The following is a 14,458-nucleotide window of genomic DNA, read 5'->3' as shown; positions in this document are numbered from 1 at the left end:
GTTGAAAGAGCGCCCCTGAGGCGCTTTTTTAGTTTATGCCCGCCAGTCTCAGCAATGCCGTGACCACGGCCGCCGCGATAATCACCACAATCAATGGCATTTTGCGCCAGGCTAAAAATACGGCAAAGGCGACGCCCAACACGCGTGCCATGCCGGCAAAATGGTCGCTTTCATAAAAGGTGGTCGCCAGCGCCACAGAAAACAGCAACACGGTGGCCGCATCGGAGAGTAATGCCTGAGAACGCTCAGAAAGGGCTAAGCGGCTCCCAAGTTTTGCCCCGCCCAGTCGCATCAGATAGGTGCCTGCCGAGAGGATGGCGATGCCGATAATAAACAGCGTCATGTTGCCCATTATTTTTTCCTCGTCAGTAAGCCAAGCAGGGAAAGCAGCACAGGTAGCCCCACGGGAGCAAAAGGAACGGCGGCGAGCGAGAGTGTCGCCCCGCTACAGGCACGGATCAGTGTGGTTCGATTCCTGAATGCCGGGACAACCAGCGCCAGTAAAATAGCCGGGAATACGGCATCCAGCCCGATGGTTTCCGGATCTGGCAGCATTTTGCCGACCACTGCGCCAAGCAGTGTGCCCAGCGGCCATAAAATCGCCACACCCGCGCCGCACAGCCAGTAGGCCGCTTTGCGCTGTTCAGGTGTTTTTTGCGACAGACCGAACACCACGCTTTCATCGTTCATAATATGGCAGCCGAGAAAACTCGCGGCGCGGGTGCCGACTAGGTCGCGTACCGTCACGCCAAACGGGATATGACGGGCGTTAACCAACAAGCCAGCAGCGGCGGCAGCTAACGGATTTCCACCGCTGGCGATAATGCCAATGAACATAAATTCGGATGCGCCAGCCAGCACGGTGATGGAGAGCACAAACGGCACCCAGAGAGGGAAACCGTAGGCCATCGCCAGCGAGCCGTAAGACATGCCGACAACCCCCACAGCCAGACAGACTAAAAATATCGCTTTGATCGTGTCTCCTTTGAGACAAGAGAGAAAGTGCTTCATGTTATTTAGCCATATCGAACGAATTTCCATTATAATGAACGCAACAGATTTGCATTACAAGACGAACGATTCGTTCGATATAAAAAACATGGAGTCGTGTATGACACAACCCATCAGCGTGATTGCCAAAAGCCTGGTGCGTGAGCGTCAACGTACAGGCTTGTCGCTGGCAGAAATCGCCCGGCGGGCAGGGATTGCAAAATCCACGCTTTCGCAACTGGAGGCGGGGAATGGTAATCCTAGCCTGGAAACGCTCTGGTCGCTCTGCGTTGCGCTGGATATTCCTTTTGCACGCTTACTTGAACCCCAGGTACAAAAAACGCAGGTGCTCCGTCGCGGAGAAGGGACGAAAGTCGTGGCAGAACTGGCGCACTATCAGGCCATTTTGCTGGCAAGTTGCCCACCCGGCGCACGGCGTGACATCTATCTGCTGTTGACGCAACCCGGGGCGGATCGCATTTCACATCCACATTCATCGGGGGCGATTGAGCACATTTTTGTGACGAAAGGAAAAGCGCTGGTCGGTCTGACGGAAGCGCCAGAAGAGTTAAACGAGGGTGATTATATTTGTTACCCCGCCGATCAGGAGCATATTTTCAAAGCGCTGGAACCGGACACTCAGGCGATTCTGGTGGCTGAGCAGAATTAAGCGAGCCTCGATTTTCTCATGCGTGGTTTTTACCAAACCACGCTGATTTATTAATTACGATTATCCCTTCACAAAAACTATATTTATTTGTTTTTACGATATTTCGTTTATTTCGCCACTATTGTTATATTCCTCACGAACTGAAAAATCACTGCATTTACACTAAAAAATCAGCATGCTAATACTTATTCTCCTGTGACAACTTAGCAAGCGATTGTGATTTATTTATGCATTCGATTGTTGTTGCTATTAAATATAAAAACAAAATACATTTTATTTTTATATTCATTGCGCGTATTCCTGAGTGAATATGCGGGTCATCCTTTACTTCAAGGAACGAGGATAAATGAAAAAATCGACGTTAGCGTTAGCAATAGGTCTATTATTAGTAGCAAATAATAGTATTGCTAAAACGCAAAAAATGACTCTGGAACAACGTCTTGAGCAACTTGAATCCCGGCTGGAGGCCGCAGAAAACCGGGCGGCGAAAGCAGAAACGCAGCTCCAGCAATTAGAGGCGCAACAGACGAGTGAAATTCGCGAAATTAAAGCCGCACAGGGGAATACGCCAGTCAATGGTCAAACGGCTGCGGAAGAGACCAAAAAAAATGTATCCACACCGAATCTACTGCTTTCCGGATATGGCGATTTGAAAATTTACGGTGACGTGGAATTCAATATGGATGCGGAAAGTAATCATGGCCTGCTGGCAATGACCAATGCCAATATTGAACATGATCCGACCAACGAAAAGTGGAATATTAATGGTCGAATTCTGCTGGGCTTTGATGGCATGCGTAAGCTGGATAATGGCTATTATGCCGGATTCTCCGCCCAACCGTTGGGTGATCTGTCAGGCTCGGTGAATATCGATGACTCGGTCTTCTTCTTTGGCAGAGAGAATGACTGGAAAGTGAAGGTTGGACGCTTCGAAGCGTATGATATGTTCCCACTCAATCAGGATACCTTTATTGAGCATTCGGGTAATACCGCCAACGATCTTTATGACGACGGTAGTGGCTATATCTACATGATGAAAGAGGGCCGTGGACGTTCTGATGCGGGCGGTAACTTCCTGGTCAGTAAACAGATCGATAACTGGTACTTTGAATTAAACACGCTGTTGGAAGACGGTACATCACTTTATAACAATGATGATTTTCATGGTCGCACAATGGAGCAGCAGAAAAACGTTGCCTATTTGCGTCCGGTAATCTCGTGGTCGCAGGGTGCATTCTCGGTTGCTGCGGCGATGGAATCGAACGTGGTCAATAACGCTTACGGCTACACCAACGGTGAAGGCAAGTTTGTCGATCAGTCAGACCGCACCGGTTACGGTCTGACAATGACGTGGAATGGACTCAAAACTGATGCGGATAACGGCGTGGTGGTGAACCTGAATACCGCGTATCTTGACGCCAGCGATGAACAAGATTTTACCGCCGGGCTGAATGCGCTGTGGAAACGCTTTGAGCTAGGCTATATCTATGCACATAACAAGATTGATGATTTTGAAGGGGTCGTGTGTGATGACGACTGCTGGATTAACAATGAAGGCACCTATGACATCCATACTATCCACGCTTCGTATCAGTTCGCCAACGTGATGGATATGCAAAACTTCAATATCTACCTCGGTCTGTATTACTCGATTCTGGATAGCGACGGCGATGGCATAAATGGCGACGACTCAGACGACCGCTACGGTGCCCGTGTTCGCTTTAAATACTATTTCTAACCGAAATGGCCCGGTGGCGTTTTCACCACCGGGCACACAACTCACGCCAGGTAAAACACCTCTTTTAACTCTGCACTCAACGGACTGTTGTCCGAGTGAGTCGGCATCACTTCACGCATGTGTTTCCACCAACGCTGGCAGACGTCGGTACTGGCAACCGCGTTCCAGCGCTCCTCTGACTCAATCTCGACGGTCGCGAACAGCAGGTTGCGTTCTTTATCGAGATAAATCGCATAGTGATGCGCGCCGTGTGCTTTCAGCACCGCTTCCAGTTCCGGCCAGATGGGGTTATGACGACGCTGATACTCTTCGTGCGTGTCGGCATACACCTGCATCACAAAGGCTTTGCGGATCATAACGCCTCCAGATACAACTCACGGACCTCGTCGCGGCTGGCGGTACGCGGGTTACATGGCGCGCACGGATCGGCCATGGCTTTGTCCAGCCAGCCTTCGATATCCTCTTTGGTCACGCCAAGCTGGCTGAAACCTGCCGGAATACCGACGCGTTTGCTCAATGCGCGAATGGCGTTGATCGCTTCCATACTGGCCGCTTCATCACTCATATTGCGCGTGTCGACACCCATCGCCTGCGCCACGCGAGCAAAACGCGCAATGGCATTTGGGCGGTTAAAGTTTTCGATGATGGGCAGCAGAATGGCGTTGCAGACGCCGTGCGGCAGGTTGTGGGTGGCGCCAGGCTGGTGCGCCAGCGCGTGAACCAGACCAAGACCGGCACTGTTGAACGCCATGCCCGCCAGATACTGGCCAAACGCCATTTGTTCACGCGCTTCGAGGTTATGACCCTCGTCTACCGCTTTCGGCAGCCATAGAGCTATCAGGCGAATCGCTTCCAGCGCGTTGGCGTCGGTGAGTGGGTGCGCGCCAATGGAAACATAGGCTTCGATCGCATGTGTCAGCGCGTCCATACCGGTCGCAGCCGTCACGGATGCCGGGATTTCCAGCATGACGCTGGCGTCATCGACGGCAATGTCCGGAATGATATTCGGGTCGATGATGACCTCTTTGACCTGGCGCGCAGAATCAATGATCACCGCGTTACTGGTCATTTCCGCTGCGGTACCGGCAGTGGTATTAATCGCGACCAGCGGCACGCCTGCATTTTTTACTTTTCCGACGCCGGAATATGCCGTTGAGGGACCAGGGTTTGCCGTCAGAATTTTCACCGCTTTGGCGGTATCGATCGGACTGCCGCCGCCAAACGCGATGATGTAATCGCAGTTCGCGTCCTGGTATGCCGCATAGCCTTTTTGCACCAGCGCTTCGGTCGGGTTTGGGAACACCTCATCGAACAGATGGTAAGACATTTGATGCGCATCCAGTGCGGTAAACAGGCTATCCAGCAGACCCAGTTTGACCAGTTGACCATCGGTGACGATCAGCGCTTTACCCCATTGCTTATTCGCCACGAGGTTAACCATATCACCAATTGCCCCTGCGCCATGCAGACTGATTTTCGGAAGTGCCAACATAAAGCTCATGATTACTCTCCTTAAATTATAGCTGTATGTCCGGCGGCAGTGTCCGTGTCGCCGGGTGCGGGCGGTGCTATTACAGCGCCAGGGCGCTGGCCAGCGGGGTCACGCCAAAACGTTTACCGAGCGCAATCAGCTCTTCACGCGTGATCGTTTGTTTCATGCCACCCATCGAATAGATTTTGACTAAAACTTCAGCAGATTTCTCTGCGGTATCTATCAAACCGAACGCTTCGTCCAGGGTAGGGCCACTGCCGAATACGCCGTGGAACGGCCACAGTACCAGTGAATGTTTCTGCATTTCGACCGCAGTCGCCTGGCCGATCTCGTCGGTGCCCGGCACCATCCACGGCAGAATGCCGACGCCATCCGGGAAGACCACCAGACACTCGGTGCTACCTTCCCACAGCTGGCGGGTAATGACGTCGGTGCGGTTTTCCAGCACGTAGGTCAGGGCGATCAGGTTGGTGGCGTGGCAGTGCATGATCACGCGGTCTTTGCCGCCGGTGGCCTTGATGCGCTCGCAGTGGGAAAGGAAGTGCGCCGGCAGTTCGGAGGTCGGCACCGCTTCGTGGGTTAAGCCCCACAGGATGTGATAGCCCGCGCCATCGCTGTCGACTTTCACCACGCCGATGTTTGCCGCCGGGTCGAGTTGAACGTTGCGGAAGAATTTACCGGAGCCGGTCACGATAAATGGGGTGTTTGCCAGTAACGGCATCGGCTGACTCAGCGCGATATAGCGCGGTTCTGCGTGGAAATCGCCAGCAAATGGCGCAATATCCGCTTCATCCAGACGCAATGTCAGGTTGCCGCCGTTACGCTCGTCCCAGCCTTTCAGCCAGGCGTCAGACGTGGCTTTGATCATCCCCTGGACGAACCAGGAATTCATAATGTTCTGCATGTTCGGTGTTCCTGTATATTTTGTTGCCCGAAATCGCTCGGGTCTTACGTAGGCCGGATAAGCACAGCGCCATCCGGCATTCGTGTTTTATTGATTGCCGGATGGCGACGCGATGCGTCTTATCCGGTCTACAGACCAATTGCGCTCAGTTAGCCGCGTTTGCTCAGAATCTCTTTTTCGTACGCGCGCACGTTCTCCAGCCACTGGCTGCCCGCTGGCGTATCGTGACGCTGGCAATACATCTCCCACACGGCCTGCCACGGCAGGGATTTCTGCTCTTCAAGCAACGCCAGACGCGCGGTGTAATCGCCTTCGGCTTCCAGCTTACGCAGCTCGGCAGTCGGCTCCAGCAGGGCGCGCAGCAGCGCTTTTTTCATGTTGCGGGTGCCGATAACCCAAGCCGCGATGCGGTTTATAGACGCGTCGAAGAAGTCGAGGCCGATATGCACGCGGTCGAACAGATCGTTGCGTACAATCTCGCTGGCGATCGCCTGCGTTTCATCGTCCAGCAGCACCACGTGGTCGCTGTCCCAGCGCACCGGGCGGCTTACGTGCAGCAGCAGACGCGGTACATACAGCATGGCGGCGGAGATCTTGTCGGAGATAACTTCAGTCGGGTGGAAGTGGCCCGCATCCAGACATAGCGCGGTCTGGCGGCTGGCGGCGTAACCCATATAGAACTCATTGGAGCCGACGGTGTAGCTTTCTGCGCCAATACCGAACAGCTTGCTCTCAACGGCATCAATGTGATGCGCCGGATCCAGTTTCTCGCTGATGACGTCATCCAGCGCATTCAGCAGACGCTGACGTGGTGCTAAACGGTCAACAGTGATGTCTTTCATACCATCCGGGATCCAGATGTTCATCACCGACGGGGTGCCCAGTTGCTCACCGAAATAGGCGGAGATGCGGCGGCTGGCCTTGCAGTGATCGATCCAGAACTGGCGAATTTTCGCGTCCGGATGGGAAAGGGTGAAACCGTCAGCGCTCAGCGGATGCGAGAAGCAGGACGGGTTAAAATCGAGACCCAGTTGGTTGGCTTTCGCCCACTCCACCCAGTTTTTGAAGTGTTCTGGTTTGATCTGGTCGCGGGAAACCGGGGTGTCGGATTCCAGATAGATCGCGTGCAGGTTCAGGCGCTTCGGCCCAGGGATCAGGCTCAGCGCCTGCTCCAGATCGGCACGTAATTCGGTCGCGTTACGCGCTTTGCCCGGGTAGTTGCCCGTCGCCTGAATACCGCCGGTCAGGTTGCCTTCCGGATTTTCAAAACCGGCAACGTCATCGCCCTGCCAGCAGTGCATAGAGACCGGTAGACGATCGAGCTGACGCAGGGTCTCTTCGACATCGATACCTACCGCAGCAAAACGCTGTTTCGCCAGGTCCCAGGCTTGTTCAAGTTGAGTGGTCATGCGCAAAGCTCCTTTGTCTGTCGTGTGGATTGAAACTGCGCAACATGGCGGGCAATTTCGCTATCAGGATGAGGAATAAAGGTGGTCAGGTCGTAGTTGGCGCTCACCACCTGACGGAAATCATCAACGTTGGTCAGTTCGTCCAGCGTCATGAGCTGGATACCGATGTTGCCGAGCGTGGACGCCTCTACGGGACCGGCCATCACACGGATACCGCAGGCGTCGGCGCACAGTTGGTTCAGTAATGCGTTCTGGCAACCGCCGCCAACGATATGCAGGCTGGTGAAGGCTTCACCGCGAAGGTCTGCCAGTTCCTGCAGGACGCGGGCGTACAGCAACGCCAGGCTGTCGAAAATGCAGCGGGCCAGTTCGGCGTCTTGCGTGGGCACCGGCTGGCCGGTTTCACGGCAGGCAGCCTGAATTTCCGCGCCCATATCGGCAGGGTTGATAAAGCGATCGTCATTGGGATTAATCACGAAACGGCAAGCGGGCAGTGCCTGCGTTTGCGCGATCAGCGCAGGCAGATCGGTAATCTGGCGTTCTTTCAGGACGCGCTGCAACAGCCACAGTCCCATGATATTTTTCAGCACGCGGTAGCGTCCTTCCGCGCCGCCCTCGTTGGTAATATTGGCGCTTAGCGCGGCGTCATTGGTATAGGGCGTTCTGCTCTCAAAGCCCATCAGCGACCAGGTACCGGAAGAGAGGTAGGCGCTGTTTTTTTCAGCAAGCGGAGAGGCAATCACCGCGCTGGCGGTATCGTGACTGGCGACGGCAACGACCGGGATCTGATTACCCTGCGGGCAAATCCAGTGACCGATGACATTGCCCGGATGCGTTGGCGTGCCGAACCAGGCGTGATTCGCGCCGGTCCACGCCAGCAGCGTGTCATCCCAGCCGTCGGTATGAATATTGACGAGCTGCGTCGTGGTGGCGTTGGTGTATTCCCAGTTCATTTTGCCGGTCAGGCAATAGGCGAAGTAATCAGGAATGAGCAGGGCGTGCGCCACCTGAGGGATCAGCTCCGGTTGTTGTTCAACCAATGCGCGTAATTGATACAACGTGTTAAACGGCAAAAACTGAATACCGCTGCGGCGATAGATTTCCGCTTTCCCGAGTTGCGCCTGTGCCTGTTGCATCACGCCTGTGGTGCGGCTGTCACGGTAGGAGACGGGCAGGCCGACGCGCTGACCGTGCTTATCCAGCAGAACATAGTCCACGCCCCAGGTATCAATCCCGATACTGTCAATGCGGATACCTTCATCACAGACTTTCTCCAGTCCAAGACGAATGGCTCCTTCCAGACTGTCGATATCCCAGGCGTCGAAGCCGTCTGTTTTTTGCAGGCAATTCACGAAACGGTGGATTTCACGCAACGTCAGGGAACGGCGTTCACTGTCGTAACGCGCCAGCATAACGCGTCCACTGGATGCGCCGAGATCGACAGCGACACAATGGCGAAAAGTCATAATGAGGTCCTTCCAGGAGTGATGGCTATGAGTCTAAGAACCCCGGGGAAAAGGTACCTTCTTGCTACTGACAGCCAAAATTAGCCGCTGGCAAGAAAGCAAAGATGAACGTGATGACGTTCACAGTTTCCAGTAATGAGCCTGTTTTTACCTGATGTGACGGCGTCCGCATTTAGCGAACTTTCCTGCCCTGTCTTGAAAAAATGACCGGATATGCGCGCTTTCGTGTCAAAACTTTAAGGTGAGGTGGCGACCCCTTAATTACTATTTCAGTCATGTTCCACTTCATGTCAGGAAGCCATCATGACCCTATTGCACAGCGTGGATTTTTTTCCGTCAGGTAAGGTCCCTATCGCCATCGAACCCCGGCTTCCGCAGTCTGCTTTTCCTGAGCACCATCATGATTTTCATGAAATCGTGATCGTTGAACATGGCACGGGCATTCATGTATTCAACGGACAGCCGTACACCATCAGCGGCGGCACCGTCTGTTTTGTTCGCGATCATGACCGACACATGTATGAACATACTGACAATCTGTGTCTGACCAACGTGCTCTATCGTTCGCCGGATGCGTTCCAGTTTCTGGCAGGGCTGAACCAGCTTTTACCGCAGGAACAAGATGGGCTGTATCCGTCCCACTGGCGGGTAAACCAGGGGGTGTTACAGCAGGTGCGCCAGTTGGTTGCTCAACTGGAACAACCCGATGGAGAGATGGACACGCCAGCGGTCGCCAACCGCGAAATTGTGTTTATGCAGTTGCTGGTATTGCTACGCAAAAGCAGCTTGATGGAAGGGGCGACGGATAATGATGCGCGGCTGAATCACCTGATGGCCTGGCTGGAAGATCACTTTGCCGAAGAGGTCTGCTGGGAAGCTGTAGCCGATCGGTTTTCGCTCTCATTACGCACCTTGCACCGTCAGTTGAAACAACAAACCGGGCTGACGCCGCAGCGCTATTTGAACCGGCTGCGTTTAATTAAAGCGCGTCATCTGCTACGCCATAGCGATGACAGTGTTACCGATATCGCCTATCGCTGCGGTTTTGGCGACAGTAACCACTTTTCGACGCTTTTTCGCCGCGAATTTGACTGGTCGCCGCGTGATATCCGCCAGGGGCGCGACGCATTGCTGCAATAACGCAGATGCTGAAGTATGACGGGTATATCAATATTTTTTGCCGCCGCTTGACGCATAATAGAGTGTTGTTATTGGTAGAGGTGATGTGGTGGCAAATCAGCTCGTTCTTCATAAAGCCGACTTTTTTGCAAGCGACGCGCAGGCGGTTGCTGTCGCCGATCGCTATCCGCAAAATGTCTTTGCGGAACATACCCATGATTTTTGTGAACTGGTGCTGGTCTGGCGTGGCAACGGTTTGCATGTGCTCAATGAACGCCCGTATCGCATTACGCGCGGCGACCTGTTCTATATTCGCGCCGAAGATAAACACTCCTACACGTCAGTTAATGATCTGGTATTACAGAACATCATCTATTGCCCGGAGCGGCTGAAGCTGAACCTGCGGTGGGAAGAGGCGATACCTGGATTTAACGGCACCCAATGGCAGCCACACTGGCGTCTGACCAGCGCCGGTATGACTCAGGCGCGGCAGGTTATCAGCCAGCTTGAGCATGAAAGCCAGCAGAGCTGCCCGTTGGCTAACGGTATGGCGGAACTTCTGTTTGGGCAACTGGTGATGATCCTGCAGCGCCATCGCTATGCCACGGATAATCTTCCTGCTACCTCAAGCGAAACGCTGTTGGATAAACTGATCACCGCGCTGGCGGGCAGCCTGGAGCACCCGTTTGCGCTGGATGAATTTTGCGCCAGGGAAACCTGCAGTGAACGCGTGTTGCGCCAGCAGTTTCGCGCCCAAACCGGTATGACCATCAACCAATATTTGCGCCAGATCCGCGTCTGCCACGCGCAATATTTGCTCCAGCATAGCCGCCTGATGATCGGCGAGATTTCAATGCAATGTGGGTTTGAGGACAGTAACTATTTTTCAGTGGTGTTCACGCGGGAAACCGGGATGACGCCAAGCCAGTGGCGTCATCTCAGTCATCACAACGACTAACTTGCCATTCCCATTCCGACAATATTGGCGGCGATGATAATCACCACGCAGCCCAGGCTCAGCACACTCACAGGACGTCGACCGGCGTTTTTCCACTCTTTCAACACCAGCCCGACAATACCGCCGCACAGGACGTAGAAACTCATGTGCAGCATCCAGCTGATGTAGTCATACTGCGCCGGAATGCGTGCGTGGCCCCAGGCGTAGAAGAAGAACTGCAAATACCACATCAGACCGCCAAGTGCTGAAAGCAGCACGTTGGTGATGATCAGGGATTTTGCCAGCGAGAAGTCGGCGGTTATCGACAGATTCTTTACTTTTGCCAGACGAATAAAACAGAAACCCAGGTTGACCAGCGCGCCGCCACCCATGATCACCACGTAGCTGGGCAGGGCGACATACAACGGGTCCACGCCAAGGGCGGCAGCGGCTTCATGCATCGGTTTGGCGGCATTCATCGCAAAGGACATGCCGGCAGAGAAGATCCCGCACATTACCGCCAGCAGCAGACCTTTTTTCAGGTTGAACTCTTCGGCTTTGATGCCCATTTTACGCTCTTTCAACTGCCCGGCACGGGTCACAATCCCCACCCCGATAAGCGCGACCAACACGCCAAGCAGCGTCATGCGTCCGCCTTCCGTGTTGATCAGGACATCGAAGTTACCGTTGAGAATGGGCGTCATCAGCGTACCGACAATCAGCGTAATGCCAATCGCGATACCAATCCCCATCGACATACCGAGGTAGCGCATGGTCAGGCCGTAGTTAATATTGCCTACACCCCACATGGCGCCAAACAGGAAAACAGGTAATAAAGTAGAAAGGTTAAAAGAGCTGTAGTAGGCCCAAAAATCGGGCAGCAGCATGGCGCTGATGGTCCACGGCAGGATAATCCAGGAGACAATCCCGCCAACCGACCACATCGTTTCCCATGACCACTGTTTTACTTGCTTAAACGGGGCATAGAAACAGGCTGCACTGGCCGCACCTATCAAATGCCAAAAAATACCCATCGTAATCGCGTTACTCATGAATTTATCCTCATCGTTTTTATTGTCGCCTTACCCCTTCGACGTGATGAGTGTAAAAATTGCGCAGATTCTTAACCTTCTTCCCGTTGCCGCTTTTTTATTCTCTTTGGCAATAGGCGCGTTAAGCGGGTGATTTAGTTCACATCTTTGGTAAGTGGGGGAGGGTTTATATCCTTAGGAAAAGTACGGCATTGATAATCATTTTCAATATCATTTAATTAACTATAATGAACCAACTGCTTACGCGGCGTTAACACCCAGCCGCTCGATAATAATGGAGATGATTATGAGTTATACCCTGCCATCCCTGCCGTACGCTTACGATGCACTGGAACCGCACTTCGATAAGCAGACGATGGAAATCCACCACACCAAACACCATCAAGCCTACGTCAACAATGCCAATGCGGCGCTGGAAAGCCTGCCAGAATTCGCTGGCCTGTCTGCCGAAGAGCTGATCGCGAAACTGGATCAACTGCCAGCGGACAAGAAAACCGTACTGCGTAACAACGCAGGCGGTCACGCTAACCACAGTCTGTTCTGGAAAGGCCTGAAAACCGGTACTACCCTGCAGGGTGACCTGAAAGCCGCCATCGAACGTGATTTCGGTTCCGTTGATAATTTCAAAGCCGAGTTTGAGAAAGCGGCCGCCACTCGCTTTGGTTCTGGCTGGGCGTGGCTGGTGCTGAAAGGCGACAAACTGGCAGTGGTATCTACCGCGAACCAGGATTCCCCGCTGATGGGTGAAGCTGTTTCTGGCGCGTCTGGTTTCCCGATCGTCGGTCTGGACGTATGGGAACACGCTTACTACCTGAAATTCCAGAACCGCCGTCCGGACTACATTAAAGAGTTCTGGAACGTGGTGAACTGGGACGAAGCTGCAGCGCGTTTCGCTGCGAAAAAATAAGTCTGATTGTTGCCTGATGGCGGTAACGCCATCAGGCTGCATGACTCAACCTTTTGTCAAAAACACCTCATCAATCGTTCGGCAGTCCTTCTCACTCAGCTCACCGCCTGCATTGCGCGAAACCCCGGTACAATAACCAAATTTACGCGATACCACGGTTTTAATCGTGGTGACAAAATCTTCACCGATCGCGTAAATGGACATATAGGTACCGATCTTGTCTTGAATTTCACGCAACTTTTGCAAATCGCCCTGTTTAAACGCCTCGCGCGCGTCGACAAAAAGCTCAGGCATCACGTTGTTTAAGCCGGAAATGATCCCTGCGCCGCCTGCCATCAGGTTAGGGATGTAATACTCGTCATAGCCGGAGAGGACGGCAAAGTCATCACGCACGGCACGGGTGGTCTGGATCATGCTGCGGGTGTGGGACTGGCAATCGACGGTATCCTTAATACCGGCAAAATGGGGGAACTCGGCAGCGAGCGTTGCGACCAGGTCTGGGGTTAAATCACAGCCGGTCCGTGCCGGGAAATTGTAGGCAAACCATTTTCCGCGCAATGCGCCGCCCAGTTTACGGAAATAGCTCAGGAGCTGTTTTGCTGTTTGTCCGTAATAGTACGGCGGCAATACCATCACCGCATCGTAACCCGCTTTGTCGGCTTCCTGTGCCATCTGTAAAACGTCGCTCATACAGGTGGAGGAGACGTTGGCGACCATCTTCAGCGAGCTCATTGCTCTGGCTTCCCGGATCAGCATCAGCCGTTCTTCGAGGCTAAAAGAGGCAAATTCACCGATGCTGCCCATCAGCAAAATAACATCGATTTTGGCGTCGGTAAGGCGCTTGAGGTGATGCTTCAGACCTGAGAGATCGACGTTTCCATCATTATCCATCGGCGTAATGGAGGGACACCAGACACCAGCAAATTGCGATTGTACTGTCACGTTGTTGACTCCTTGTTATGAAATGGCGTTTCAAAATCATCCTAATTGATAGCATGTCTTGCCATTCACCATGTGAATCCTGCTCTCATTTTGAGCGGCTGAGGTAAAATAAATATGCTCTAATGAGGATTATTTATCGGGGAGAGGGAACAGATGCGATATCCAGTCGAGGTGTTTACAGGCAAGGTTCTGGACTATACGGGAAGCCGCCCCAGCGCGATTGCGAAGATTCAGGTGGATGGCGAACTGATGCTGACGGAACTGGGTCTGGAGGGCGATGAGCAGGCGGAGGCGAAAATCCACGGTGGGCCCGATCGCGCACTGTGCCATTACCCGCGAGAGCATTATCTGCACTGGGCCAGGGAATTCCCGGAACAGCCGGATAGGTTTGTCGCGCCCGCGTTTGGTGAAAACCTCTCAACCGACGGTCTGACTGAACAGAATGTCTATATTGGCGATATCTTCCAGTGGGGAGAGACGCTGATTCAGGTGACGCAACCGCGTTCGCCCTGCTTCAAACTCAACTATCATTTCGGCATCAGCGACATGGCGAGCCAGATGCAAAACGCTGGTAAAACGGGCTGGTTGTACAGCGTTATCTCTGCCGGGAAAGTCTCGGCGGATGCGCCGCTGGTTCTGGTGTCGCGCGTCAGTGACGTCACGGTACAGGAGGCAATTGCTATTGCCTGGCATATGCCGTTTGATGATGCTCAGTATCACCGTTTGTTGTCGGCGGCAGGATTATCAAAAAGCTGGACCAGAACGATGCAGAAGCGGCGCTTGAGCGGAAAGTTCGAAGATTATTCGCGTCGTTTGTGGGGAAAATAAAAAA

15 protein-coding genes are annotated in these 14,458 nt (G+C 53.4%); 6 read left to right on the top strand and 9 right to left on the bottom strand.

Going from position 1 to position 14,458, the window contains the following annotated elements; all coding sequences use genetic code 11:
• Positions 1 to 28: 28 nt before the first annotated feature.
• Positions 29 to 352: an AzlD domain-containing protein gene (locus JM656_RS20990; protein WP_162381570.1), complete on the bottom strand. Its 324-nt coding sequence runs from the start codon at positions 350 to 352 to the stop codon at positions 29 to 31.
• Positions 352 to 1,011, bottom strand: coding sequence for an AzlC family ABC transporter permease (locus JM656_RS20985; protein ID WP_203359400.1), 660 nt, complete (start codon positions 1,009 to 1,011; stop codon positions 352 to 354). The genes JM656_RS20990 and JM656_RS20985 overlap by 1 nt, the downstream gene beginning before the upstream one ends.
• Positions 1,012 to 1,111: 100 nt before the next feature.
• Here JM656_RS20985 and JM656_RS20980 point away from each other — a divergent pair, with 100 nt between their 5' ends.
• Both JM656_RS20980 and JM656_RS20975 read left to right on the top strand, forming a co-directional pair.
• On the top strand, positions 1,112 to 1,660 hold the full coding sequence (locus JM656_RS20980) for a helix-turn-helix domain-containing protein (RefSeq protein ID WP_203359399.1): 549 nt from the start codon (positions 1,112 to 1,114) through the stop codon (positions 1,658 to 1,660).
• A gap of 346 nt (positions 1,661 to 2,006) precedes the next feature.
• The gene (locus JM656_RS20975; RefSeq protein ID WP_203359398.1) at positions 2,007 to 3,398 is read left to right on the top strand and encodes a carbohydrate porin; all 1,392 of its coding nucleotides are present in this window, start codon (positions 2,007 to 2,009) and stop codon (positions 3,396 to 3,398) included.
• A 41-nt stretch (positions 3,399 to 3,439) separates the two neighbouring features.
• Here the strand turns inward: JM656_RS20975 and rhaM are convergent, their stop codons facing one another.
• The 5 genes from rhaM to rhaB form a co-directional block, all read right to left on the bottom strand.
• Positions 3,440 to 3,754, bottom strand: coding sequence for an L-rhamnose mutarotase (gene rhaM / locus JM656_RS20970; protein ID WP_203359397.1), 315 nt, complete (start codon positions 3,752 to 3,754; stop codon positions 3,440 to 3,442).
• A complete protein-coding gene (fucO, locus tag JM656_RS20965; protein ID WP_203359396.1) occupies positions 3,751 to 4,899 on the bottom strand; it encodes a lactaldehyde reductase in 1,149 nt (382 codons plus the stop codon). Before fucO ends, rhaM begins: the two co-directional genes overlap by 4 nt.
• A gap of 70 nt (positions 4,900 to 4,969) precedes the next feature.
• Positions 4,970 to 5,794 carry a rhamnulose-1-phosphate aldolase gene (gene rhaD, locus JM656_RS20960; RefSeq protein WP_203359395.1) on the bottom strand — a complete coding sequence of 275 codons (825 nt, stop codon included), beginning with the start codon at positions 5,792 to 5,794 and terminating at the stop codon, positions 4,970 to 4,972.
• A 149-nt stretch (positions 5,795 to 5,943) separates the two neighbouring features.
• On the bottom strand, positions 5,944 to 7,203 hold the full coding sequence (gene rhaA, locus JM656_RS20955) for an L-rhamnose isomerase (RefSeq protein WP_203359394.1): 1,260 nt from the start codon (positions 7,201 to 7,203) through the stop codon (positions 5,944 to 5,946).
• Positions 7,200 to 8,669: a rhamnulokinase gene (gene rhaB / locus JM656_RS20950; RefSeq protein ID WP_203359393.1), complete on the bottom strand. Its 1,470-nt coding sequence runs from the start codon at positions 8,667 to 8,669 to the stop codon at positions 7,200 to 7,202. The genes rhaA and rhaB overlap by 4 nt, the downstream gene beginning before the upstream one ends.
• Before the next feature lie 303 nt (positions 8,670 to 8,972).
• Here rhaB and rhaS point away from each other — a divergent pair, with 303 nt between their 5' ends.
• Positions 8,973 to 9,809: an HTH-type transcriptional activator RhaS gene (gene rhaS, locus JM656_RS20945; RefSeq protein WP_192613892.1), complete on the top strand. Its 837-nt coding sequence runs from the start codon at positions 8,973 to 8,975 to the stop codon at positions 9,807 to 9,809.
• An 88-nt stretch (positions 9,810 to 9,897) separates the two neighbouring features.
• Positions 9,898 to 10,746, top strand: coding sequence for an HTH-type transcriptional activator RhaR (gene rhaR, locus JM656_RS20940; protein WP_203359392.1), 849 nt, complete (start codon positions 9,898 to 9,900; stop codon positions 10,744 to 10,746).
• Here the strand turns inward: rhaR and rhaT are convergent.
• A complete protein-coding gene (gene rhaT / locus JM656_RS20935) occupies positions 10,743 to 11,777 on the bottom strand; it encodes an L-rhamnose/proton symporter RhaT (RefSeq protein WP_192613890.1) in 1,035 nt (344 codons plus the stop codon). The two genes, rhaR and rhaT, sit on opposite strands and share 4 nt — an antisense overlap.
• Positions 11,778 to 12,063: 286 nt before the next feature.
• On the opposite strand from rhaT, the gene sodA reads away from it, so the two are divergent.
• Complete coding sequence (gene sodA / locus JM656_RS20930; protein ID WP_203359391.1) at positions 12,064 to 12,684, top strand: superoxide dismutase [Mn]; 621 nt, start codon at positions 12,064 to 12,066, stop codon at positions 12,682 to 12,684.
• Between the two features lie 45 nt (positions 12,685 to 12,729).
• Here sodA and JM656_RS20925 read toward each other — a convergent pair whose 3' ends face one another.
• Entirely contained in the window at positions 12,730 to 13,626 is an 897-nt protein-coding gene (locus JM656_RS20925; protein WP_203359390.1) for a dihydrodipicolinate synthase family protein, read from the bottom strand.
• Positions 13,627 to 13,779: 153 nt separating this feature from the next.
• Here JM656_RS20925 and yiiM point away from each other — a divergent pair, with 153 nt between their 5' ends.
• Positions 13,780 to 14,454, top strand: a complete 675-nt coding sequence (gene yiiM / locus JM656_RS20920; RefSeq protein WP_203359389.1) for a 6-hydroxyaminopurine reductase — start codon at positions 13,780 to 13,782, stop codon at positions 14,452 to 14,454.
• Positions 14,455 to 14,458 lie beyond the last annotated feature (4 nt).

Source organism: Citrobacter sp. R56 (assembly GCF_016811995.1).
Classification (GTDB): Bacteria; Pseudomonadota; Gammaproteobacteria; order Enterobacterales; family Enterobacteriaceae; genus Citrobacter_D; species Citrobacter_D enshiensis.
This window is presented reverse-complemented; position numbering and strand designations above follow the sequence as displayed.

Coding starts and splice junctions, on each gene's coding strand:
- rhaB (WP_203359393.1), bottom strand. CDS start 8,669: ATGACTTTTCGCCATTGTGTCGCTGTCGATCTCGGCGCATCCAGTGGA.
- JM656_RS20985 (WP_203359400.1), bottom strand. CDS start 1,011: ATGAAGCACTTTCTCTCTTGTCTCAAAGGAGACACGATCAAAGCGATA.
- rhaT (WP_192613890.1), bottom strand. CDS start 11,777: ATGAGTAACGCGATTACGATGGGTATTTTTTGGCATTTGATAGGTGCG.
- rhaA (WP_203359394.1), bottom strand. CDS start 7,203: ATGACCACTCAACTTGAACAAGCCTGGGACCTGGCGAAACAGCGTTTT.
- sodA (WP_203359391.1), top strand. CDS start 12,064: ATGAGTTATACCCTGCCATCCCTGCCGTACGCTTACGATGCACTGGAA.
- rhaD (WP_203359395.1), bottom strand. CDS start 5,794: ATGCAGAACATTATGAATTCCTGGTTCGTCCAGGGGATGATCAAAGCC.
- JM656_RS20980 (WP_203359399.1), top strand. CDS start 1,112: ATGACACAACCCATCAGCGTGATTGCCAAAAGCCTGGTGCGTGAGCGT.
- JM656_RS20975 (WP_203359398.1), top strand. CDS start 2,007: ATGAAAAAATCGACGTTAGCGTTAGCAATAGGTCTATTATTAGTAGCA.
- JM656_RS20990 (WP_162381570.1), bottom strand. CDS start 352: ATGGGCAACATGACGCTGTTTATTATCGGCATCGCCATCCTCTCGGCA.
- yiiM (WP_203359389.1), top strand. CDS start 13,780: ATGCGATATCCAGTCGAGGTGTTTACAGGCAAGGTTCTGGACTATACG.
- rhaS (WP_192613892.1), top strand. CDS start 8,973: ATGACCCTATTGCACAGCGTGGATTTTTTTCCGTCAGGTAAGGTCCCT.
- rhaM (WP_203359397.1), bottom strand. CDS start 3,754: ATGATCCGCAAAGCCTTTGTGATGCAGGTGTATGCCGACACGCACGAA.
- fucO (WP_203359396.1), bottom strand. CDS start 4,899: ATGAGCTTTATGTTGGCACTTCCGAAAATCAGTCTGCATGGCGCAGGG.